This window comes from Bacillus sp. es.034 (assembly GCF_002563655.1).
GTDB lineage: Bacteria > Bacillota > Bacilli > Bacillales > Bacillaceae_B > Rossellomorea.
Map to the genome: position 1 here is coordinate 1,087,220 of NZ_PDIY01000001.1, position 24,764 is coordinate 1,111,983.

15 protein-coding genes are annotated in these 24,764 nt (G+C 42.0%); 10 read left to right on the forward strand and 5 right to left on the reverse strand.

Features of this window, described 5'->3' with window-relative positions; all coding sequences use genetic code 11:
* The first annotated feature begins 1 nt into the window (after position 1).
* From tagH to ATG71_RS05665, 3 genes are all read left to right on the forward strand, one after another.
* Positions 2–1,651, forward strand: coding sequence for a teichoic acids export ABC transporter ATP-binding subunit TagH (tagH, locus tag ATG71_RS05655; RefSeq protein WP_179886463.1), 1,650 nt, complete (start codon positions 2–4; stop codon positions 1,649–1,651).
* Positions 1,644–2,792, forward strand: a complete 1,149-nt coding sequence (wecB, locus tag ATG71_RS05660) for a non-hydrolyzing UDP-N-acetylglucosamine 2-epimerase (RefSeq protein WP_098438783.1) — start codon at positions 1,644–1,646, stop codon at positions 2,790–2,792. The genes tagH and wecB overlap by 8 nt, the downstream gene beginning before the upstream one ends.
* Positions 2,793–2,869: 77 nt before the next feature.
* Positions 2,870–4,312 (forward strand): glycosyltransferase family 4 protein, encoded by a 1,443-nt coding sequence (locus ATG71_RS05665; RefSeq protein ID WP_098438784.1) that lies wholly within the window; start codon positions 2,870–2,872, stop codon positions 4,310–4,312.
* Positions 4,313–4,560: 248 nt separating this feature from the next.
* Here the strand turns inward: ATG71_RS05665 and ATG71_RS05670 are convergent, their stop codons facing one another.
* Complete coding sequence (locus ATG71_RS05670; RefSeq protein ID WP_098438785.1) at positions 4,561–5,295, reverse strand: PIG-L family deacetylase; 735 nt, start codon at positions 5,293–5,295, stop codon at positions 4,561–4,563.
* A 120-nt stretch (positions 5,296–5,415) separates the two neighbouring features.
* On the opposite strand from ATG71_RS05670, the gene ATG71_RS05675 reads away from it, so the two are divergent.
* Positions 5,416–6,561 carry a heparan-alpha-glucosaminide N-acetyltransferase domain-containing protein gene (locus ATG71_RS05675; protein WP_098438786.1) on the forward strand — a complete coding sequence of 382 codons (1,146 nt, stop codon included), beginning with the start codon at positions 5,416–5,418 and terminating at the stop codon, positions 6,559–6,561.
* A 43-nt stretch (positions 6,562–6,604) separates the two neighbouring features.
* On the opposite strand, the gene ATG71_RS05680 is transcribed toward ATG71_RS05675, so the two are convergent.
* From ATG71_RS05680 to ATG71_RS05690, 3 genes are all read right to left on the reverse strand, one after another.
* Positions 6,605–7,162: a hypothetical protein gene (locus ATG71_RS05680; protein ID WP_098438787.1), complete on the reverse strand. Its 558-nt coding sequence runs from the start codon at positions 7,160–7,162 to the stop codon at positions 6,605–6,607.
* A 125-nt stretch (positions 7,163–7,287) separates the two neighbouring features.
* Positions 7,288–8,700 (reverse strand): cell wall-binding repeat-containing protein, encoded by a 1,413-nt coding sequence (locus ATG71_RS05685; RefSeq protein WP_098438788.1) that lies wholly within the window; start codon positions 8,698–8,700, stop codon positions 7,288–7,290.
* A 121-nt stretch (positions 8,701–8,821) separates the two neighbouring features.
* Positions 8,822–10,195, reverse strand: coding sequence for a cell wall-binding repeat-containing protein (locus ATG71_RS05690; protein ID WP_098438789.1), 1,374 nt, complete (start codon positions 10,193–10,195; stop codon positions 8,822–8,824).
* Between the two features lie 333 nt (positions 10,196–10,528).
* On the opposite strand from ATG71_RS05690, the gene ATG71_RS05695 reads away from it, so the two are divergent.
* The 6 genes from ATG71_RS05695 (at position 10,529) to ATG71_RS05720 (ending at position 22,865) form a co-directional block, all read left to right on the forward strand.
* Entirely contained in the window at positions 10,529–11,476 is a 948-nt protein-coding gene (locus ATG71_RS05695) for an NAD-dependent epimerase/dehydratase family protein (protein ID WP_098438790.1), read from the forward strand.
* A 171-nt stretch (positions 11,477–11,647) separates the two neighbouring features.
* Positions 11,648–12,961 carry a cell wall-binding repeat-containing protein gene (locus ATG71_RS05700; RefSeq protein ID WP_098438791.1) on the forward strand — a complete coding sequence of 438 codons (1,314 nt, stop codon included), beginning with the start codon at positions 11,648–11,650 and terminating at the stop codon, positions 12,959–12,961.
* A 283-nt stretch (positions 12,962–13,244) separates the two neighbouring features.
* Complete coding sequence (locus ATG71_RS05705; RefSeq protein ID WP_098438792.1) at positions 13,245–17,462, forward strand: cell wall-binding repeat-containing protein; 4,218 nt, start codon at positions 13,245–13,247, stop codon at positions 17,460–17,462.
* 167 nt (positions 17,463–17,629) lie between these two features.
* Positions 17,630–19,681, forward strand: coding sequence for a S8 family serine peptidase (locus ATG71_RS05710; protein WP_098438793.1), 2,052 nt, complete (start codon positions 17,630–17,632; stop codon positions 19,679–19,681).
* Positions 19,682–19,782: 101 nt separating this feature from the next.
* Entirely contained in the window at positions 19,783–21,618 is a 1,836-nt protein-coding gene (locus ATG71_RS05715; protein WP_098438794.1) for a cell wall-binding repeat-containing protein, read from the forward strand.
* Positions 21,619–21,773: 155 nt separating this feature from the next.
* A complete protein-coding gene (locus ATG71_RS05720; protein WP_098438795.1) occupies positions 21,774–22,865 on the forward strand; it encodes an LCP family protein in 1,092 nt (363 codons plus the stop codon).
* Between the two features lie 253 nt (positions 22,866–23,118).
* Here ATG71_RS05720 and ATG71_RS05725 read toward each other — a convergent pair whose 3' ends face one another.
* On the reverse strand, positions 23,119–24,552 hold the full coding sequence (locus tag ATG71_RS05725; RefSeq protein WP_098438796.1) for a lipopolysaccharide biosynthesis protein: 1,434 nt from the start codon (positions 24,550–24,552) through the stop codon (positions 23,119–23,121).
* Positions 24,553–24,764: the final 212 nt, after the last annotated feature.

The window sequence follows — 24,764 nt, forward strand, 5'->3', positions numbered from 1 at the left end:
TATGAAGCCAAAAGTAACACTAAAAAATGTATCAAAAAAATATACACTTTATAGAAAAAAATCGGATAAATTACTGGACGTTTTTTCTGTAAACAAAAGAAGCAAAAACTTTTTCGCATTAAAGAATGTATCCCTAGAAGTTTTTGAGGGTGAAACAATAGGGGTAGTTGGTATAAATGGTTCTGGGAAATCAACCTTATCTAGTATACTTGCTCAAATTATTCCACCTTCTTCCGGAGAGATCATTATTGATGGAGAACCATCCTTAATTGCCATCTCTGCAGGTTTAAATAACAACTTATCTGGGTTAGAAAATATTGAACTAAAATGTTTGATGCTAGGCTTGAGTAAAGAGGAAATAAAATCATTAAAACCTGAAATAATAGAGTTTGCGGACATTGGTGATTTCATTGGACAACCAGTAAAAAATTATTCCAGTGGTATGAAATCAAGGTTGGGTTTTGCTATTTCTGTTTATACCCAACCTGATTTACTGATTGTGGACGAAGCCTTATCGGTTGGAGATCAAACTTTTTATGATAAGTGTTTAGTGAAAATAAATGAATTTAAAGAACAAGGTAAAACCATTTTCTTTATAAGCCACTCTATTTCCCAAATAAGCAAAATGGCGGATCGTGTGATGTGGCTGCATTTTGGAGAGTTAAAGAAATTTGGTGAAGCCAAAGAAGTAATTAAGGAATATCAAGAATTTATAAAATGGTTTAATCAAAAAAGCAAATTAGAAAAAAATGAATACAAAAAGCAAATGCTGACTTCTCAATCTCAAAATATTAATAAAACAGATTTGGGGAGCAGAAGCAATAAGTATGAGAAAAAACCAAATAAGTTTTCCAATGCGTTATTCTATCTGCAACTATTTATAGTTTTATTTGGGCTTTTCGTTTCAGGCACTACGTTATTCTTCGATGCTCCATTGAAGAAGTTAAATAGTTATATTTCGTTTCCTTTCGCATCAGAATTATCGTCAGATCATGACAAAGAGAAAAAAGATCCAGAAACTTCATCACAGGAGATTAACCGTAAAGGTTATATTCAAGTAGAAAATGGAGTTTTATATGAAGATGAAAAACTAGAAGTTAAAAAAGAAGAATTGCCTTTCTCAACAGAAGTGTTAGTAAAAGAATTAATTGATAAAGAGTACTATAGAGTCTTATACCAAGGTGAAAATTACTTTGTAAAAGCTGATACGTTGACTACTGAAGTGAATAAGAAAGATGTTTCATCTCTTTCTTTTGAAGAGCAGCTATACATTTTTAATGAACCCGTTGTTAGCTCATATTCCTACTTTACGGCTTTCTTTGACTCTTCTTATGACGAAATAACCAGTTCTTTAAAAGGGTTAACGGATGAAAAAGAAAACCAAAAAGGAGAACGTTACTTATTGTATGGTTATGATAATGTGACGTATAGACTGAACAGTGATGATAACTCCGATGCAATTATTTTTAGTGGGCTGAATTTTAATCAAGAACTCATAGATCTTTTGGAACAGAAAGCAAAACTAATATCTAAGAATGAAGAATTATATCTTGTAGAAACTGAACAATATAATTGGATTTATAATCTGGAAAATAATGAACTAATGTTAGAAAAAAAGAAATCTACTGAAGAAGGTGACCAAATTGACTAACACAATTAAAGTAATGACAATCTTTGGTACTAGACCGGAAGCCATCAAAATGGCCCCACTCGTTCTTGAACTAGAGAAACACCCAGAAAAATTTGAGTCAATTGTGACAGTTACTGCACAACATCGCCAAATGCTGGATCAAGTCTTAGAAATATTTAATGTTACGCCTGACCATGATTTAAATATCATGAAAGACCGACAAACACTTACAGGTGTAACAACTCGTGCACTGGAAGGCTTGGATAAGGTAATGAAAGAAGTAAAGCCTGATATCGTTTTGGTTCATGGTGATACGACTACAACCTTTGTCGCGAGTATGGCAGCATTTTATAACCAGATTGCTGTTGGACATGTTGAAGCTGGTTTACGTACATGGGACAAATATTCTCCTTTCCCTGAAGAAATGAACCGCCAGTTAACGGGTGTCATTGCCGACCTTCACTTCTCGCCAACGGATAAGTCTGCACAGAATCTATTAAATGAAGGAAAAAAAGAAGAGGCGATCTTTATTACTGGGAACACAGCGATTGATGCCTTGAAAACGACAGTTCAAGAAGAGTACTCTCATGAAATCTTAGAAAAGATTGGTGATGATCGACTGATTCTACTTACAGCTCATCGACGCGAGAATCTTGGCGAGCCAATGAGAAATATGTTTAGAGCGATCAAACGTATTGTCGAAGAGCATGATGATGTTCAAGTTGTTTATCCGGTGCACCTTAATCCAGCTGTTCGCGAAGCTGCAGATGAGATCCTGGGAAATGATCCGCGTATCCAACTTATTGAGCCGTTGGATGTTATTGACTTCCATAACTTCGCTTCAAGAGCCCACCTGATTTTGACTGACTCAGGCGGGGTTCAGGAAGAAGCACCTTCATTGGGCGTACCTGTACTCGTATTACGTGATACTACCGAAAGGCCAGAAGGAATCGAAGCAGGTACATTAAAATTGGCTGGAGTGGAAGAAGAGAATATCTACAATCTTGCTAAACAATTGCTGACGGATAATTCTCATTATGAGAGTATGGCGAAAGCAACAAATCCATATGGTGACGGACAAGCATCAAGACGAATTGTTGAAGCCATTAACTACTACTTTAATAGTGAACATACTGCTCGCCCAGAACCTTACAAATCATAAAAAAAGGGAGTTGACTTAATATGTCAACTCTTTTTTGAAGTATAAATAACAAAATATTAAGAAAAAGGTGAAGGTAAATGCATATTCTAATTCCTGTCTATTTTAATGCGCCTGCTGGAGGATTACATGAAAATGTCTTTTCTACCGCTAAAGAATGTATTAAAAATGATTATCAAGTGACCGTTTTGTGTAAGGAAGGTATTTTTACTAATAAATTATTAAAAAATGGTATTAATGTAATTAATACAACATTCGAAGCTTCAGATTTACCAAGTACTTTTAAGGAAATTGTCCAACTTCACTCACATCAAAAAATAGACGTTATACATACACACCCTTTTCATTCAAGGAAGATAGCTCAGTTAATATCCAAAGTATTAGGAATTCCCATCTTTTTAACAATGCATGGGAAATATTATGATCAAATAGGAAAAAATATAGAAGATATTGATCTTGTTTTTACGGTTTCAGAAGGAATTAAAGAACATCTTTTGCAGTATTTAGATCAAGCAAAAAAGAATCACTACCGCCATAAATTTTTTGTGGTTCCCAATGGTGTGGACAGAAAATTATTTAATTGTAATCATGATGACAGACCGAAGATCGAGAAACAAAGTGATGTAGTTAATATTTCTTTAGTGACAAGACTTGATAAAGACAAAGAATTTATAATTAACATTTTTTATAAAGCACTAGAGTTCACTAGTAGATCCACAACTGAAAAGGTTAAATGGACAATTGTTGGGGATGGAACATTGAAAGATGAAATTGCTAAAAAATGTAATGTCATAACAGAAGGAAAATTGGAAGTTGAATTTGTAGGGTGGAAAGAAAACGAAGCATTGCGAGATGAGTATATAAATAGTGATATTATTCTTGCTCCTGGAAGATGCGCTTTAGAAGGGATGAGTTGTGGAAAACCCGTAATTGCTCTTGGAAGTAAAGGTTATATTGGGCTCATTGATTATAATAACTGGATGCAAGGTGTGTATACTAACTTTGGTGGAGTAGGTAATAAAGCGGAAGATTATATTGAGGGGTCCGTAGGGAAAGACCTAAGTAAACTACTGAATAATAAAGTTTATAGAGAAGAGGTTGGGGACTTTAGTGAAAGTTTAGTAAATCAATTTTTTGACGAGGAAAAGATCAATCATAATTTGTTGGGTTACTATAAAATGTATTCAATGAAAAATCAGCAGGAACATAGCCTTGACATCGAAAAGGCTGAATCTGAATTGGAGAAAATATTATTATCTAGTGAAATTAAGGAGATATCTATTAATAAGAATACCGAAAGGGAATATGACTTTACCATCGATGATACAATGGGAAATTTACAGTATGCATGGTATATCTACGAATATGGCGTAGAGAATAGATTGATAGATAGAACACCTTTTGGAAACTCGAATCACTTTAATTATTACTTTTCACACAAAGGGAAATTCAAAGCAAAATGTATTGTAAAAACTCCTAACGCAAAAATTTCTCTATTTAGTAAAGAAGTTATTATAGAATAGTAGCTATTTCGTTTAAGTTAATTTTTACAATTGAATTTCATTCCGATTACTAATGATAAGTTGCTTTATAATTTTAATAAAAGATAAGGGAGTATAGAAAGTAACACCTTATAAAGCTTTCACAGTTTTAGACTATTTAACCCATATTGATTATTTATAACGCTACCCTAATTCTATGTAAATAGAATTAGGGAGAAATTTTTACAAAATAGATAAAGGAGCCAACCTTGAATAGAAAATTCTTTCCCCTACCTATGCCAACGACTCTCCCCATACCTCCCAGCCTCCACAAAATAAGGCTTCACAGAAGTATACCCAATCGAATACAACCCTTCCTCAGGCTTCCAAATCCGATAAGCTGCCAAACTCTTTTTGTAATTGTCTTTAAGACTATCTGGCACAGGATAAGCATCATCATATTCCATATTCTCAAATTCCTGCACAGGCAGATAAAAGAGTGCAGATGAAATGGTCCCATCATCAGCAAGTTCCTTTAAAGCAGCTCCCGAAGCGGCATGATCCCGGTGGGCGTCGTTATAGGATAGGGCATGGTGGCGGGCATCGGGGTAGCGTTTGTTCATTTCCTTCATGATTTTCATGACGTCCTCTTTTTCGATATCTCCGTCGGGAAGGTCATAGATGTAGACGTTCTCTGAATTAACTCCCAGTTCTTCGACGGACTTTTTGAATTCTTTTACCCGTGAGTTGCCGAACTCTTCTTTCGAGATGGCGGGGAGGTCTTTGTCTTTTAATTTTTCGTTGACCTTTTTAATCGATTGACTGGCTTCCCCATGTGAAAGGAGGACGACGGCGACTTCATTTCCTTTATCGATCTGACGCAGGATGGACGGACCCAGACTGAGGGTTTCGTCGTCTGCGTGAGGTGAGTAGAAGACGGAAGTTTCAGGTTCTTTTTCGAAAAGAGAGCATGCCCCTAATATGGTTGTTAGTAGTAATATAAGAGAAACATAGACAATGCGCATGATGACCTCCAGGGTGTGAAAATAGTTAAATCTTTACTAATTGATTCTATCAAAGTTTTTTGTGCTGGTGTATACTTTCATAGTAGGAAAGTATAGAACGTGAAGTGAAAGGATCGAAGTATGGAACAAGTTCAACCATTAGAAGAACCCATTCAAGTGAAAAAGAAAAAAAGAGTCTATTCCCTTGATATGCTCAGGGGGATCATTGTAGCGTTATCCGTGTTTTTGAGTACGATTCCTTATGGAAAGATTGATTATCCTTTCTTCCGGCATGCGGAATGGTACGGGGTCACACTGATTGATATCATTCTGCCTACTTTTATCACCATCTTTGGGGTGAGTATGGCCATTGCCTACCAACGCGGCGTTAAATGGGAGAAGATACTGAAGCGGACGGTTCGTCTCATTGTTTATGGGACCATTTTTACGATTATAGTGGAGTGGACGCTGGATTTCCCTACTCTGCGGTTGACCGGTGTGCTACAGATGTTCGCCATTCTTGGAATCGTGACGGTGCTGATCACGAAGTTTGTGCAATCTCCTTGGAAGCTGATGCTGATTGCCTTATTGGTATCCTCTTTATATGGGGGACTGATCCTTCATTCAGGACAATCGTGTGAAGGTGGATTGCCTCAGCCTGATTGCAATCCCTCCCATATGATCGACAGTGCTGTTTTCGGGGAAGCGCATTTGTATCATGAAGGGGAACCCGGCTATGATCCGGAAGGCCTGGTCACGAGTTTGTCGGCATTATCAAATGTTCTTTTTGGATATGCATTTGGACGCTTGATCCTCACACGTAAAAAAACCGGCGCATGGCGTGAGCTGTTGGGGATTGGTATTGTATTGATTGCCCTTTCCCTTGTATGGGATCACTTCCTTCCCTATAACAAACGGCTCTGGACGCCGGCGTTTGCTTTATTAGCGGCAGGCTTTGCATCCAGTATGCTTTCGGTTTTATATCTCTTGTTTGATAAGAGGAAAGTGGACGCGAAAGAAACGGCATTGAAGCCCGTGGTATGGTTTTTGGAAGCATATGGACGCAATAGCTTCTTAATCTATTTCGGCAAGTTCATGCTTGGATCCGTGTTGATCCATCTTTCAGTCATGGACGATGGCATTGAGAAATCATGGTCGAGGGTGATCAATGAGTGGATGGGCACCTTTGCCCCTCATCCTCAACTGGCATACGGTCTGCTTAATCTGTTATTCTGGACGATCGTTGCCTTTATCTGTCACAGGAAGAAATGGTATTTGAAGGTGTAGAAAGAAGAAGGTCCGTCCCTCTCACAAGAGGGACGGACCTTCTTTAGTTTTGTTGACTAAGGGTCTTTTCGAAGAGGAGGCTGGCATAGGTTCTTGAATATTTTAAGATGGTTTCTCCCACTTCCTCAGATGGAAAAGTAAATAAAGGCTCAAATAATGCCCGGTTGCTTTCTGTACCGAATGCGTCGATGAACCTATACGTCAATCGAAGTTCGACTAGTGTCGTGGTAAAATAAATTTCAAGCTGGGTCACGGCATCATTTGGAAAGTCTTCTTTTTCAAGCTGCTCCTTATAAAGGGAAAGAAGTGTATCCATCTCTTTTTCAATCCTAGCTTGGGCACGGTTCATCAGCTTCGAAACGCCTTCTAAATCAGGGTATTTCGAGTTTGATAGAAGAGGGTGGAGGATCCCATGAAGCGCTTTGGTTGACTCACCATGAAGAACAATACCTCTTATCAGGTTTTGTCTGTATTCCTCTTCTGTAGGTGATTGTTTCATCGTCTGGAGTAAACGGTTATTTACTTCTTCACGAAGTTCGTCTTGATCAAGATGGATTAATAGTTTATAAATGGTTGCGACGGATTGTGTAAGAGATTCCATATGTCGTATGCCTTCTTTCATATGTATGATCATTATCTGTTACTATTTTACCATTAAAATACAGAAAATTCTATTAATTATTTTGGATAAAAAAATGCGTTCTGATGAAGAACGCAAAAAATAGATTAGTTGTTATTATTTTCGAGCAATGCCCATATTTCTTCTTCCGTTTTCGGTGAAATCGCGTTCTCTCCTCCGAGAATCGTTACATCATAGCTGAAATCAGTCATCAGGCTTCGGATTGCAGGATGCAATCGATCAGTCGGTGTTAACAATAGAGGCAATCCGTTATGGGCGGCAAGGGCAGAACCTGTTAAGGCATCGGCAAATTGAGTTCCGGTAGCAATGAAGATGGCGCCGGTATTCACATTGAACTCTTTTATAATGCGGGCATTTGTTTCATAACGGTTTGCGCCGGCTATTCTCTCAGGTTGTTTCAATTTCGACAGTGCTGCTTCATCGATGACACCTGTACCTCCGATGACATAGGTATGCTCATATTGTTTTGCGCGGTTCAGACTGGGAGCTGGAACGGTGCTTTTCCCCGATAAAAGAATCGGATAGCCTTTTTGTGCGGCTATGGAAGCAATCGAAAGAGCATCAGGATAATTTTTCCCATTCACGACGACGGCGGCTTCATGGTTGGGTATCAGCTTGGAAATGGCCGCGGCTGTTTCATAACGGTCTTGCCCCCCGATGCGGGTAACCGAAACGCCCAGATCTTTTATTTCCTCTACTACCTGGTCGGATATGACGCCGGTCCCTCCAAGAACAGTGACCTTCTTTACACCCAATTCCACGATTGCTTTCTCAGCTGCCGGGTGCAGGGAGTTTTTGTAGGTTAATAGAATCGGAGCATCCTTTTCATATGCAAGTGGGGCACCTGCCAGGGCATCAGGGAAGTTGGTCCCCGTGGCTAGAATCATCTCTTCACTTCCGGATTCCCAGCCTTTTAAAGCGGACTGAAGAGCCGTTTCATATCTTTCTTTGCCGGAAATTCTTTCAATATGGGGCTCTATGTAATACTGGCAGGTCATTAGTACATATTCTTTCCCTATGCCTAGATCACTTTTATTCTTTACAGAGATGTAGTAGGTGCCGGGTTCCGAAGGGTAAAGTGCCCAAAATCCATCTTCTTCGTTAACGAAGCCCTTAAAGGGATCCATTCTCTTTTTGTCTTCGTCGTATAACGTGATATCCAGTGGGATATTGGTTGTTTCCTTCCAGAACCATCCGAATAAATTCAAGGGGGCGTCAGAATCAAGAACAACTTTATACCAGTCTACATCATCTTTTAATAGCGTACCATTTACAACGGTAGGGTGAAGAAGATCACCGGTTGTAATATCATTCGCAGTTTCCAACGTATTATTAGGTTCCGCTTCGGGTACTGCTTCTTCTTCTTCCTCGCCTTGATTCCCTAAAAGCTCCATTTTTTGTTTGAGCACCGGGGAGGGTGTTTGGGCTGAAACAGGTCCGTTTAATACAGAGGAGGCGAGTAATAAGGCCCCTATAATGGGAATTAAATATTTTTTCATTTTTTTCTCCTTTATGACTTAGGCTTATACATTATATGTATAGGTTTATTTTACCATAGAGCATATTGTCTTATAAGAAGAAATGAAAAAGCGCTCCTGTTAAAGAGCGCTTGCTGATGCATTATTCGTTTCCAACAATAATAGACCAAATCTCATCTTCCACTTTAGAGGAGACTGCGTTAGGTCCACCAAGGATAGTTGCCATATAAGTCGAATCCATCATTAAATCCCTGATCTCAGGATGAAGTTCATTTGGAGTCGTTAGTAATAGTGGCTCTCCCCAGTTAGCGGCCAGGACAGATCCAGTCAGGGCGTCGGCGAACTGAGTGCCAGTTGCTACGAAAACATACTGAGTGGACATATCGAACTCGTGAATGATGTTCGCATTGGTTTCGTAACGATTTGAACCTGCGATCCTCGTCGGCATGTTTAACTTCTTCAGGACAGTATTGCTTACCACTCCTGTACCGCCGATGACATAGTTGGTCTCATATGTCTTGGCTTGAGTCAGGCTGGAAGCAGGGATGCTGTCTTTATCGGATAGTAGAATCGGATAACCATATTGTGCTGCGATCGATGCAATCGACAGGGCATCCGGATAATTCTTTCCGCTCACCACCACGGCAGCGTCAGTGTGTGGAAGCTTCTTTGCAATGGCTACGGCCGTATCATACCGGTCTTTGCCGCTGATACGGGTAACAGTGACGTCAAGTGCTTTCAGTTCTTTCACAACATGATCAGAAATGACCCCGGGTCCCCCAAGGATTGTCACTTTCCCCACTTCCAGATTTTTGATGGCTTTTTTAACTGTTGGATGAAGGGTGTTTTTTCCCGTTAATAGAATGGGAGCGTCCCTGTGATAGGCAAGTGGTGCTCCTGCCAGGGCATCCGGGAAGTTGGTGCCAGTCGCCAGGATGATTTCATCTGCATAATCAAATCCTTGATAGGCGATTTCAAGAGCCGTTTCATACCGGTCCGCTCCATACAGTCGGTCTACACCCATTTCCATGAGTGCCTGAGTCGCAATAAATGCGTATTCTTCTCCGTTAGCAAGGTTATGTCGATCCCGAACAGATATATAATAGGTACCTGGAGTGACAGAGTAGGAGGACATGGAACCGATCGTCACATCTGCACTCGCTTCTTCAGGTGCAATCTTATTTTTATTCTCATCGTATAAAGTAATGTCTAATAGAATGCTTGGGTCTTCAGCCCAGCCGCCACCATATATTTCAAGGGGATCATCTGTCTCGACCTGGATTTTATACATATCCACATCATCTTTCGAGAACGTCCCTGTTACGATATCCACTAAATAAATGTCATTGGCTCCGGTAAAGCTGTCATTCGGCTCTTCTTCTGTGAAAAAGCCTTCCCCATCATAAGCTAACAGGTCCATCTTTTCTTTTATTGGACCTTCAGCTGAAACCGGTGATACAAGGAAACTGGAAGCTAGTAAAACTGAACTGATAGAAGCAAATAAACCTTTTCTCATCTTTCTTTCCCCCGATTATTTTTTCTGTATGATTTTGTGAATACTGTTCAATAATATTGAACGGAAAATGATGTAGAATTGGCACTCCCATACCAACGGATTCTCACATCTAGAATAGTATAATCGCGTTTTCGAATTTTTTCTAGATGGTTTGAAATAAATATTTTTCGCGTTTTTTTGACAGAAACGAAGATGATTATAATGGTAGTGAACCGGGTATAATTTAAGGGTTGTTTACATTTCGATGACTGAATAGAAACCCAATGTGTTTTTTGCTATACTTACAGAAGTGAATGAAGATAATCTCTCCATATTGAAAGGGGAACAACATACATGAGCAAGATCCTTGTCACAGGGGGAGCCGGATTTATAGGCTCACATATAGTAGAAGAATTACTAAATAATAACGAGCAAGTAGTCGTGATAGATAATTTCTCCATGGGTTCATTGGATAATCTGCCAAAGAGTGATCAATTGACGGTTGTCGAAGGGGATATTTCAGTAAGGGAAACGATATCGGATTTATTTCAGCAGCATCAATTCAAGAAAATATTCCACTTGGGTGCGATTGCAAGTGTGGCTGCCTCGGTTGAAGACCCGCTCCATACTCATCAGACGAATTTGGAAGCGACTTTATACTTATTAGAAGAAGCCCGGAAGCAAGGTGGTTTGGAACGCTTCGTATTTGCTTCATCTGCCGCCGTATATGGAGATGAACCGACACTTCCAAAGAAAGAGACGTCAACGATCCGACCACTCACCCCATATGCCATTGATAAATTTGCTTCAGAGCAGTACGTGCTGGCATTTAGCCGGTTATACGATATTCCGACTGCAGCCGTCCGTTTCTTTAATGTTTTTGGAAACAGACAAAATCCATCTTCGCCATATTCAGGAGTCGTATCGATCCTGACAGATAAATTTAAACAGCTGGTGAAAAAGGAAGAGACATCCTTTACTCTCTTTGGTGATGGAGAACAAACGAGGGATTTCATCTATGTAAAAGATGTCGTTCAAGCCGTCTTTCTTGTTTCCGAAACTCCTGATGCCATAGGGAAGGTTTTCAATGTTGGAACGGGTGGATCGACAAGCCTGAACGACCTGATTGGCTTATACGAAGAAATTACGGAAACAACATTACCAATCGAGAAAAAGGAAGAACGTTCCGGGGATATTAAAGAATCATACTCTGATATCTCAGAACTGAAATCCCTTGGATTCGAACCGAAGTTCACGATGAGAGAGGGACTTTTGGAATATTGGAACAAGGAAAACGAATAATGGAAAAAGGCCGTATCCCTGGAGATACGGCCCTTTTTATGTTGTTTCAAGGAGTTAATATTACAAAAAACGGGGAAATATGACGGATTTTGTTACATAAATGTAAAATTATTTCGAAAACTTTAATGGTAAGATGGGTTTTGTAGATTTATAGAGAAGGGGAATTGAGAAATGTTGAATAATCGCAAACCTGTATCTATTACCTTCGTCACGGTTATAAGCTTTTTGTTCCTATTATTATTTCAGACCTCTGCAGCTGCTGCAGATACACAAATAAATAGAGTAAGCGGTGTAGATCGTTATGAAACGGCGGTCAAGGTTTCCAAGCAGGGATGGAGCAGTGCGAATACAGTCGTGATCGCAGTGGGGAATAACTTTCCTGATGCACTGGCTGGAGCTCCATTAGCGGATAAACATAATGCGCCGATCCTGTTGGTAACCAAGGACAGCGTGCCGTATAGCGTGAAAGAAGAATTAAAACGATTAAAACCGAGTAAGGCATACATATTAGGTGGAAGTTCCGTCATTTCACCGTCCGTTGAAAGTCAGCTTAAAAGTTTAGGAATCACCAGTACAAGAGTGGCAGGGGAAAACCGATATGAGACAGCGGCAAAGATCGCAGACTTAGTAGGTGGATCCCAGGCGATCGTTACATACGGCAGGGATTTTCCTGATAGTCTGGCCATTGCTCCTGTCGCTGCGAGTAAATCGATCCCGATCCTATTAACCGAGAAAAATCATGTTCCGGAAGAAACGAAAAAGGCTTTAAGTAAATATAGTTCATCCATCCTTATCGGGGGAACCGGTGTCATCAGTGATGGAGTGAAGAACCAATTACCAAGGGCTACACGTATTTCAGGAAAAGACCGATACGATACAGCGACAAAAGTGGCTGAGAAGTATTACTCAGCATCCAACAGTACCGTCATCGCTACAGGTGAAAGCTATGCAGATGCACTGACCGGGTCTGTGCTTGCAGCAAAAAAAGGATCACCGGTCATGTTGATCCAGTCCAATAACGTTCCGTCTTCGGTAAAGTCGACCGTGGATAAGTTGGGGATCAATCAGTTCACGATCATCGGTGGAACGTCTGTCATATCCGAAAAGGCACAGAGTCTATTTTCTTTCGATACAGGTGCTTTGATCAAAACGGCAAAGCAATATATCGGGACTCCTTATAAATGGGGCGGCACGACGCCAAGTGGATTTGACTGCAGTGGTTATCTGAACTATGTATATGATAAATATGATATTGATCTGCCCCGGACAACAGCGGATATCTGGAATTTCGGAAGCCGCTCAAAATCTCCGGAAGTAGGGGATATCGTCATGTTTGAAACGTATAAACCAGGTCCGTCCCATGGAGGTATCTATATTGGAAACAATGAATTTATCCATGCAGGCGATCGTGGGGTAGAGATTACAAGCATGAATAACGTATATTGGAAACCCCGTTATCTAGCAGCTGTAAAGGTAATAAATTAATAGATTGATAGAAACTGTTTGCCGGAATTGGCAGGCAGTTTTTTTCTATTTACCCGGCTGTGAGTTCTATTAAACATTTCTTTTGAATTAGAAAATAGATAGAAAGCAAAAAAGCAATAGTTATAATATATTATTTTTTCAGAAAATAACGTCTCCTTTTATTGACTAAAGAAGATAGTGGCCTTAAAATGGGAAATAGAGTTCGGATTTTTCCATAATTATATTTTTTTGGAAGATACGGAGTATTTCGGACTAATACTAAACTATCAAGGGGGAAAACGGATTGACGTTTAAGAAAAAGGTATTTTCGGTCATGGCTAGTGCAGCTTTGGTAGCTTCTTCTTTCGCTGGTGTAGCAACATTCAATCCTGATAAAGCGGACGCCGCTCTACAGGAAACGAAGAAATTCAAGGTTTCTAATTTCTCGGAAGTCGTAGCGCTTTCGATGAGTAATCAAGCTGTACAGGAGCTTGTGATCGTAGGGAACGGTAAGGTAGATGCGACAAGTCAATTGGAAAAGCTTGGAGTTAAAGTAAAACAGAATTACAAGAACTATGTTTACCTTGCAGATGTACCGACGCGAAAAGTGATGGAGGTTCTCGATCTTAAGAGTGTCCGCACTGTAGGGAAAAACAGTGAAATCCAATTAGGTGAAGTGAAGGATCCTGAATTGGAAGTCAAGAACCAAAATAAAGTGGATCAGGATGCGGTCGTTAAACCGAATCAGGCAGAAACTCATGCTCCAACTGGAGTGGATGATTTCCACGATAAGTTTGATGGCAGTGGCGTTCGTATCGGAATCATTGACTCAGGTCCCGATCCAGGTCACGAATCCTTTACAGAAGGTTTGGAAGAGGGAACCCGCAAATACGGTGATTCCAAAATTGTTGCCGTAAGGGACTACACAATTTCGAATCGCCAACTTGGGTATGGCATTGAAGATCGTTATAAAGAATACTTAGGCAGCGGTTTGAACTACCTTGCTGAGGGAGACGTACTATTCGATGGTGGGCATGCTGAAGGGGACGCTGTTACTGTAGGGGAAACTACATATAATACAGCAGGGATTGACGCTTCCGATGATACCTTATTCTTTGGTAGGACGGCATTTGAGAAAAATCCGGAGCCGGTAGGAAGTCCATATTGGACGAACCAGGATTTAAATGCTGACGGAACAAATGGCAATACAGATAACTTCACTGTTTTACTCGCTGGGGACAAAGTCTATATCGATACAGATATGGATAAAGACTTCACTGATGAAACGGCTTATGCAAATAATGAAACGGGTACATTCGATGTGAATGTGGAAGATGACAAGTACGGGGCGAACTTCCGTGTCAATGATATGGAGTTGGACTGGTTCGGTGCAGGCCTGAAGAAGATCAATCTATTTACTGACTTCAACGGGCACGGCTCTCACGTTTCAGGTATCTCGGCTGCAAATGGCCCTGCAAGAGCGAATGCATTCGGAGCTGTAGCGGGTGAAGGGGTTGCGCCTGGAGCTGAACTTGTGGGTATGCGTGTGTTTAAAGCTGAAGGCGGAGCGCCTACATTCAGTATCCAAAAGGCTATGGTTGATGCTGCGCTTCCTGAATCCGAAGGTGGATTCGGCGTCGATGTTGCCAACTTAAGCTTAGGTTCTTCACCGGATTTAAATGACGGTTTAGGTTCTTATGGGGAATTAATGACCGTTTTAAGTGAAGATACGGACATTGTATTCGTTACATCTGCCGGTAATGCCGGACCTGGTGTCGATACTGTTGGATCACCTGGAGACGTAGCACCTATCATCTCCGTTGGTGCACATATCACAGCTGACATGTGGGCAAAAGAATACAATTCATATCCATATGGTAAAAATGCGGACGGCACTCCGAAAGAAGGACAGGGATTATGGTACTTCTCTTCTGTAGGACCGAACGAAGCTGGTAATCAAAAGCCTGATATCGTAGGACCGGGATCTGCTTTTGCTGCTCATCCGGTGCAAAATGGACCGTATGTCGTCATGCAGGGTACAAGTATGTCTTCTCCATATGTAGCTGGTGCAGTGGCATTACTTAAATCTGCAGCGGAAAAAGATCGTATTCCATTTAACTATGAAATTGCCCGTGAAGCATTGATTGCAACGGCCAATCATCTGGATGGATACAACCGTGCGCAGGAAGGCGGCGGACTGATCGATGTCCCGGCAGCTTATGAGTATCTGCGCAAGAATTTCATTTCTGACATTAAAGATGTAGACGTAACGGTCTATCATGGAGAGAAAGTCTCCGGTGGTCCGGGTCTATACGTAAGAAATAAAGAAATCCCTGAAAAAGTTGAAGTATTAGTAGAGAACAAGTCAGATGAAGATAAGAAGCTGGATGTATCTCCAACTGGGGACTGGATCAAGCCATCAGTTTCAACATTAAATCTGAAAGCCGGAGAAAGCAAAACGATCACGGTTGATTATGATGCTTCGAAATTAGAGACAGGTGTGAATGCTGAGACGTTAGTATTCGATGATGCATCTACTCCTTATGTAGAAGCGAGATCAGCTCAAACAATTGTCACTGGTTATGAGTTTACCCAAGACAATCGTTTCCGTTTCCGCGAAGAAGGTGAAGTACAATCTTCTCAAACAAAAGGGTATACATTTGATGTAAAACCTGGTGTGAGTGAAGTTCGTTTCTCACTGAATGCACTAAGTGAAAACGAAGATTATAAAGGCCGCGTCCGCGCGATTGTCTTTAATCCTGACGGAGTGGAAGTAAGTGAATTCCAAGGATACGCAGGATACGATGGATTAGGTGTGGAAGATCATGTATTCAAGTCTCCTAAACCAGGGGTATGGGAAGTACATGTATATGGAACTTCAGGTCCTAAAGCAGGTAAGGAAGTCAATAAGTATCAATTAGAGGCTGTCGTTCAGGACGTAGTTGCTGTACCAGGTGAAATCGACTTGGGTAATGCTGCAGCCGGCAGTGAAATGACGAAATCTGTCACATTCTCAAACTACTTATCTGAAGCAAGAGACGTGAAGGTTGTGGGTGCACCGTTCAGTACGCCTAAGATTTCTTCCAAGAAGGTAGAAGTACCGGGTAACAACGATTACTACTTCCAAGATATCAAAGTGAAGAACAACGTATCTTTAGAAGTCCAAACATCCAATCCATCCCATCCAACTGATGATGTAGATTTATATATCTATGATTCTAAAGGGAACATGGTATCCTATTCTGCAGGTGCCACATCTGACGAAAAGGTTTCCTTGACGTCATTACCGGATGATACGTACACCATTGCCATTGAAGGATACGCAACAATGGATCCGACAACGACTCTTGATCTATCAATCAATGAGTTCGGAGTACTTTCTCCTGGTGAAAAAGGTAAGGGGAAAGTGGATGTTAACGCGTCACAAAACCTTAAAGTAGGAAAATCCTTAAAGGCTGATGTAAACATCACCACTCCATCCGAGTCAGTCAGCTCAATCGGGGCAGTATATTTACTTGACGCCAAAACAGATGAAGTGCTATCACTTCTACCTATTAAAGTAGACGGTGACATCATCTCCGAAGTGTCTGGTCTGAACCGTGAAGGTACTGCAATCGAAGTGTCCAAGAACCTTCATGAAGACGGATTTGCAGATGACCATAAGTACAAAACGGTTATCCTTTCTACAGGATATAACTTCCCTGACTCACTATCCGCTGGTCCTTTAGCATCGGCAATCGATGCTCCGATCCTGCCGGTAGGAAGCAATGGGAAGCTTTCGAAAGACGTATTGAATGAAATCGAACGACTTGGTGCTGAAAATGTGTACATCCTGGGTGGAGAAGGTGTCGTTTCTGCCGATGTATTTGCACAATTAAACAGCATTTCAATCAATTCTTCCGATATTGAACGTTTAGAAACAGATGGAATGCCAAACCGTTATGGTACAAACCTTGCCATCGTTTCGAAACTTCAAGAGCTTGGATTCAAAGGAAACGGAGTATTCGTTGCAACTGGTAAAAACTTTGCAGATGCCCTGAGTGCTGCAGCTATTGCCGGTGCAAATGATATGCCGATCGTGTTAACAGACGGCAAAGGTTTATCCGACGAAGCAAAGGCGATTCTTGAAGATGAGAAGGTCTATGTTCTTGGTGGTAAATCAGCTGTTCCTGAAAGCGTTGTAGCAGAAGCCAAGAAGGTTGCCGTAGATGTAAAAGTACTTTCTGGTGTGAACCGTTATGGTACTCTTGCAGCAATCCTTGGTGAGTTCGCCAATAGCACAGACAAATTGTATGTGGCAAGCGGCAAGAACTTCCCTGATGCACTATCCGCTGCTCCACTTGTAACGGATAACTCAGGATTATTATTACTGACAGATCCAAACGGATTACCTAAAGAAGTGGATGCGTTCTTAACGAAGTATCTGTATCAGAACAAAATCTCTTCTGTAACTGTGCTTGGTGGTAAAGGTGCAGTTGGTGAAGGTGCAAGAGAAGATCTGCAGGAAAAAGTATCAAACTAATAGAGTAAGTCATGCTGAGCCATCCGCTATTTATAGCGGATGGCTTTTTTAAGGTCTTTCAGACTATCATTCTGAAAATTCCCGGAATTCATGGACAGACCTACCACCTTCTTATATACTTTTTACAGATGATGTAAATGACATTCAACTGAGAGGGGAATCGCTTGATGAAGATGAGGGTCATCGTTTCTATACTGCTTTTAGTAGGTTGTGTTGTATTTCCAAACGGATTTGCCCAGGGTGAAAATGAGAATGACGTTCGGGTTTTGATTGTACATAAAGACGAAGGGGATGTGTCGACACAGTCATCTACCACATCAGAGGAAAAATACGAGGTAGTGTCGGTTCCCGAACAAGAAGTTTCCAATACTCTTTCAGAACTTAATAAAGATAGAGACATAGAATCGGCAGAGGTCGATCAGCTTGTCTATACTCAGGCTCTTCCGCCGAACGATACGTATTTTGCTAAACAGTCCCGGGACTTCGAGGTCATGAAGGTAGTAGAAGCATGGGAACAATATGAACCGGAAGAAGAAGTGACTGTGGCGATCGTTGATTCAGGGATCGACCTGAAACATCCGGAGCTCCGCAGCAGATTAATAGAAGGAAAGAACTTTATCCATGAAGATGAGCCACCCGTGGATAGTACAGGACACGGTACCCACGTAGCGGGACTGGTGGGGGCTGTGACCAATAATAAAATGGGCATCGCTTCTGCAGCTAAGAACGTGAAACTTATGCCTGTAAAAGTGTTTGAAGGCAAGACTACATATATGTCTACGGTTATACAAGGAATTCGATATGCTGTTGACCACGGAGCGGATATCATCAACTTAAGCCTTGGAAGCTATAACAATATGAGTGCCCTTGAAGACGCCATTGATTACGCCGTGGACAAGGGAGTTCTCGTAGTGGGTGCTGCCGGCAATGATAATGACCAGGCGGTTCTTTATCCAGCGACGTATCCCGATGTGCTGGCTGTCGGTAGTGTCGACAGTGCGAGAGGGACGAAATCTACGTTCTCCAATTACGGGGAAACCGTGGATGTATCGGCGCCAGGCACGAATATTTTCAGTACATGGATGAATGGGTATGAAACATTGGATGGGACCAGCATGTCCACGGCCATCGTTAGCTCGGTTTCCTCCATGGTGAAGCAGCAGTATCCCTTCCTGACAGGTTTGCAGGTGAAAGATGTAATTGAAAACTCAGCCACTCCATTACCCCAAATCGAACTATTGGGAAAAGGCTTGATCAATGCAGAGGAAGCATTGAACTACGTCAAAACAAAAAATCGCATCTATGGCCAGACGTCAGTGGAAACGGCCGTTAATATATCTCAAAATGGCTGGCCGGCTTTAAAGGAGAAAGAATTGAAGATAGATGGGGAAACATTGAATGGCTCGTTTGTGATTCTGGCAAGCGGTGACTCGTTCCCTGATAGTTTAGCGGCTTCTCCCCTGGGAGCTTATTTGGACAGTCCGATCCTTTTAACGAAAAACGGTACGTTGAGTGAATCGGTCAAGAAAGAGTTACAGAGGTTAAACCCATCTCACGTGTTAATGATGGGTGGGCAAAATGCCATCTCAAACGAGGTAGAAAATGAAGTGAAGAATCTGGAAATCGATACCCGCAGGATTTATGGGCAAGACCGCTATGAAACAGCGATCGCGATCAATAAGTTGATTCCGTATACATCCAATAAAGCGTTTGTCGTTTCAGGACAAAACTATCCTGATGCTCTTTCAATTGCTTCGTATAGTGGAAGGCTGCAATACCCCGTCCTCTTTGTTCAAAAAAACAAGATTCCACAGACCGTTCGCAGTTATATGGAAGAGAAAGACATCTCCAAGACGTACGTCATCGGGGGTCAAGGAATCATATCTTCAGACGTAGAGGATAACCTGCCGGGCCACTACCGTATATTCGGGCTGGATCGTTATGAGACCAATACGAAAGTTCATCAGACGTTCGCATCAAAAGGGTCTGAGTCACTTTACTTTGCTACGGGTAAAAAGTTTCCCGATGCCCTCAGCATCAGTTCGCTGGCTTCAAGAACCGATAGCCCGATCATTCTGGTGGATAAAAATGAAAACCCGGAATTACAAAAATCCATCAACGTATTTACGAATCGAAATTCCTATCATATTCTGGGTGGACCAGGCGCTATACCGATTCAACAGGCATGGCAAATCGATCAGTATATGAATAGTAAGTAAGATAGGGAGAATGTCTCTCTATCTTTTTTTGCCCTGTAAGTATTAAAGTTTACTAGATACTATGATAAGATGGAATAAAATAACATTAAAAGGGGAATACAATGAATTCTAAAATGAAGAAACTGGTTTCTGGAATCGCGGCTGTGGCTCTGACTGCAACATTGGCGAATCCCATCACGTCTAAAGCGGCAGGGTACGAGAATCCTTCAAAATATGAAATCAATCAACTACTGACGGAAGCGGCAATGAAATACGACGTACCTGCGGAAGTCGTGAAAGCACTCGCTGCCGAAGAAAGTGGCTGGAAGCAATTCACGAGTGACGGAGAACCGAACATATCCGGTGATGGCGGTATTGGGATCATGCAGGTGACCAATACATCCGGCTACGATGTAGAGCGATTGAAAAGCGATATTGCCTTCAATATTGAAGCGGGAATCAAGATTCTGAACAAAAAATGGGAGCTGGGCGAGAAAGGTCTGACAGACTGGGATCGATCTACAAGCATCCCGACGATCGGTGACAATGAGCGGGACATCATTGAGAACTGGTATTTTGCCATTTTAGCCTACAACGGCCAGGTCCCAACCAACAGTCCGATTAAAATGGAAACCGGAGAAAGAAACTTCGGAAGTTACCAGGACCGTGTATACGCCGAGCTTTCAAGTGGAAACCCGGGGATCTTCCCAAATGATGTAGTCGAAATTCCATTTGCAAAAGAGGACTTCACTTATACGGGAGATCAGAACTTCTATCTACTATTTAATAAGAAGCATTATGAGGTGGAAGGTCTTTCCCATACTACGAGACACTCTTATCAGCCGGGGGATTTAGTCATCTCTGCCAATGGGTCGAAGTTCAGGGAAGGCCCGAGTTCTGATACGAAAGAGGTTTCTGCTAAACTTCCAGCAGGGGAAACGGAAGTCCTTGAGATCCTTAAAGGGTTCGAGTACGACACATCCAAAAATCCGAATCACTTCGTCTGGTACGACGTGGAACGGGAAGACAACAAGCAGGATGCATATGTTGCTTCAAGTGAACTGAACAAAATCGGGGAGAGGCTCTCCGGGATCGATCGGATCAAGACAGCAGTGGACATTTCCCAAGCTGGATGGAACCAGGCGGATACCGTGGTCCTTGCTCAAGGATATAATTTTCCGGATGCGCTGACGGGTGGTCCCCTTGCATATAAAAATGATGCACCGCTCCTTTTAACGGATAAAACGAAACTAACGGAATCAACGAAGAACGAAATTCAACGCCTGAAAACATCCAATGTCATTATACTTGGAGGGGAAGGCGCAGTTGGCAAGAGCGTCATGGAAACGCTCAAAGGAATGGGATTGAAGGTGAAACGCATCGGTGGTATCGACCGTTATGAAACGGCTCAGCTGATTTCGGAACAGGTAGCGGCCAACCCGGATAAAGCGATCATTGCTTCAGGCAAGAACTTCCCGGACGCTCTTTCCGTTGCTCCTTATGCGTCGGTTAAAGGGTACCCAATCCTTCTGACAGCGAAAGATTCTGTTTCATCCTACACAACGGAAGCTCTGAATGGAGTGGACGGTACGATTGTCGTGGGGGGAGAAGGTGTCATTACCAACGCAGTCATGAAGAAGGTAAAAGGAGAACAGAGGGTCAGTGGAATCGATCGTTATGAAACGTCCCTTGAAATTGCAAGGAAGCTGCCACTGTCCAACCCAGGGGAAAACGTACTTGTAGCAAGCGGGAAAAATTACCCCGATGCACTATCGGGATCGGTCTTGGCGGCGAAGCAACAAGCTCCACTGCTGTTATCGAATCCGGAGCAGCTGCCGACAAGCGTCAATAATTATGTCCTTTCTGAAAAATACAAACAGTTCTTCCTCCTTGGAGGTCCAGGCGCGATTAATGTAGAAGATGAGCTTGGAGATTTATACAAAAAGCTGTATTATTAAGATATAAATCTAAGACTCTATCGATCATCGATAGAGTCTTTTTCATAGGTTTATTAAACAGAGATTACATTTATGTAAGATTCTATTTTTTTACTCTATTTCATGATAAAATTATTTTTCGTATTGATCTTGGACTTGAAAGGTGAAAAACATACATGAAGACTCGAAATGACTATAGACAGCGGATGAGAAGAAGGAAGAGATTCTTTCGTATATTTCTCGTATTATCTTTTTTAGGGGCAAGTGTTGTCACGGCCTATTTTCTCTATCAATATCAAAGCGGGATCATGCAGGCAGGAAAGCCACAGGCAGCTTCCGAAGAGGTTCCCGAATTTAATGGAAAAAAAGATGAACATGGTAAAGTGAATGTACTATTGCTGGGATCTGATACAAGGGGTGAAGATAAGGCCCGTACAGACACCATCATGATCGCTCAGTACGATCCCGAAAAAGGGGAAGCCAAATTGGTTTCATTAATGAGAGATATGTATGTCAACGTTCCGGAATATGGAATGTATAAACTGAATACCTCCTATTTTCTGGGCGGCCCTGAGCTGCTCCGTCAAACGTTGAAAGAGAACTTCGATATCGACGTTCAATATTATGCGTTAATGGACTTTAAAGGGTTCCAGAAGGTAGTCGATGTTCTGGCACCAAATGGAATTGAAATGAACGTTGAAAAGGCAATGTCCACAAATATAAATGTAAGCCTGGAACCCGGCTTACAGAAGTTGAACGGTAAGGAACTACTGGGTTACGCACGATTCAGACACGATGCAGAAGGAGACTTCGGTCGGGTGAAGCGCCAGCAGGAAGTCATCAATGCGTTGAAGGATGAAATGCTGTCATTGAACGGTGTTTCCAAAATCCCTAAACTCATGGGGACGGTTTCCCCTTATATCGAAACGAACATCGGAGCCATGGACCGAATCAGTCTTGCAAAGGAATTCGTACTGAATCCCGCGGATAAGATCGAAACAATGAGAGTGCCAATCGACCATTCGTTTGAAAATGCCCGATATGAAGGCGCCGGTGCCGTGTTAGAGGTAGACCTTGAAGCAAATACGGAAGCGTTGAAAGACTTTTTGAATGGCGAAGAACCTAAGTCGTACGCAGAATATGTAGAGGAAGAATCGTCGAGTGAGAGTGACACGGTTGAGGATACCGGCAGTTATGGTGAAACAGAAGATAGCGGTGCCTATGAAGAATCGACCGAAACCGAGGATTCAGGTAGTTACGAGGAATAGGATTGATTAGATTGAACCCATGGAGCGAAAGGATGCTCCGTGGGTTTTTTAGGTTAATTTTTGAGTGTTGGGTAGAGACGATGTGGGGGTGTACCTGGTACAGGAGCGGTGAGGTGTACCTGGTACAAAACCTGTGAAATGTACCAGGTAGAAAAACCGTGAATAGTGCCAGGCACCAAAACTGTCAATGGTGCCTGGCACAGCACAAACCGCCAATCACACACACACCCCACAAACAAAAAAATCCCCTCAATCACTGAGGAGATTTCTTCATCCGACGCATAATAAGCTGACGTATCCCATTAACATCGAGTGCTAAAATTACAGCCCCGTAGGCCGCGATGCCAACGACAATTTGTACGATGAAGCCGGGGATTCCGCCGATCCCGAGTGCCGGCCAGACGCAGAGGGCCATGATGCCTGTTGCGATAAAGATTTTACCCACTTCCTTGAATGGGAAGGTGAGTGGGAAGATTCTCTTTCCGATCAAGGCGCTCAATAGGACGGATACAACGTATGAAATGATGGTTGCATAGGCAGATCCGAATATTCCGTATTTCGGGATGAGCAGCAGATTCAGCACTACATTGAGAATGGCTGCTGCCAACACCGGCCAGATTTGAAGCTTCGTATTTTTACCAAGCTGGAAGGCAAGGTCGAAGTAGTACATTTTAAAACCCTGGATAAAGATCGCCAAGGAAATCAGTGAAAAGATGACCGCTGCTTTGCCTTGATAGGATTCCCCCAGGAAGATATCTGTAAAGGAATCGCTCAGTAGGATCATACCGGTCGTCGCCGGCACTGATACGAGTAAAAGCAGGGACGTATTTTGGTTTAACTGCTTCTGACATTCCTTGATGCCGCCTGTTTCAAGTGCTTTCACTACCAACGGATAAGCGGCGAGGTTAATGATCATCATCAACAGGAACAGAATCTGTTTGGCGAGGTCATACGAAACGGCATAAATCCCGACCGATGCCTTGTCCATTAACCAGCCGATCAAATAACGGTCCGTATTCAGGATGATGGCTTCCATTGAAAGGGCCGCAATGAACGGAACGGAATACTTCACGACTTCCTTGATCATATCCCGGTCGATCATTTTGATCGAAACTAAATGCATATACTTCGGAATGAAGAAGACGATGGATAAGAAAATCCCGATGATCAGTCCAAGGACGATCCCTTCCGCACCGAATCCGAAGAACTTAATTAAAATGACGGCAACGATCAGTGACAGCACCACTTTTAAAGCGGTGACCACACCGAACAGTTTGGATGAAAGCTCTGAGCGTAAGTATTCCGTGAACAGGTCGAACATGCTTTGCATCGTCAGCAATCCGATTCCCAGAAACCAGAGCAGGGCCATGGAATTGAAAGGCGTATAGACGATGAATGCCCCTGTACCAAGGAAGATCGTCAAGATGGTCATCGAGATGAAGGTCGCTGTGATCGAGCTGATGAACATCGCTTTCTGGTTGCCTTCGTACTTAGGGTTATAGCGGAGAAGTCCTAAGCGGAGCCAGTGGAATAATGTTGTATTTACAAAGGTGACCGCCGCGATCACAAGGGCATATTCACCGTATTCACTTGGTGAGAGAAGACGGGTATAAAGGGCGATTGCCACAAAGTTGATGATTCCGGGTACACCTTTTGATAGAAAATAAATGAATGTATGCTTAAACATGTGAATCCCTCTCTGAACGTACGATTTTTAACTGATGGATTAACAAAATTGTTGTAGATTTTACAAATAAATTCAATTTCTGTGCTTTTTATATTATGATAAGAAGTATCAAATCAATTAGTATATTATATCACAAACGATATTGTTGAATATATTTCTTTTGTTATGCTGTTTTGACAACAGTATGAAACAAATGATCCGGCATTACAGGC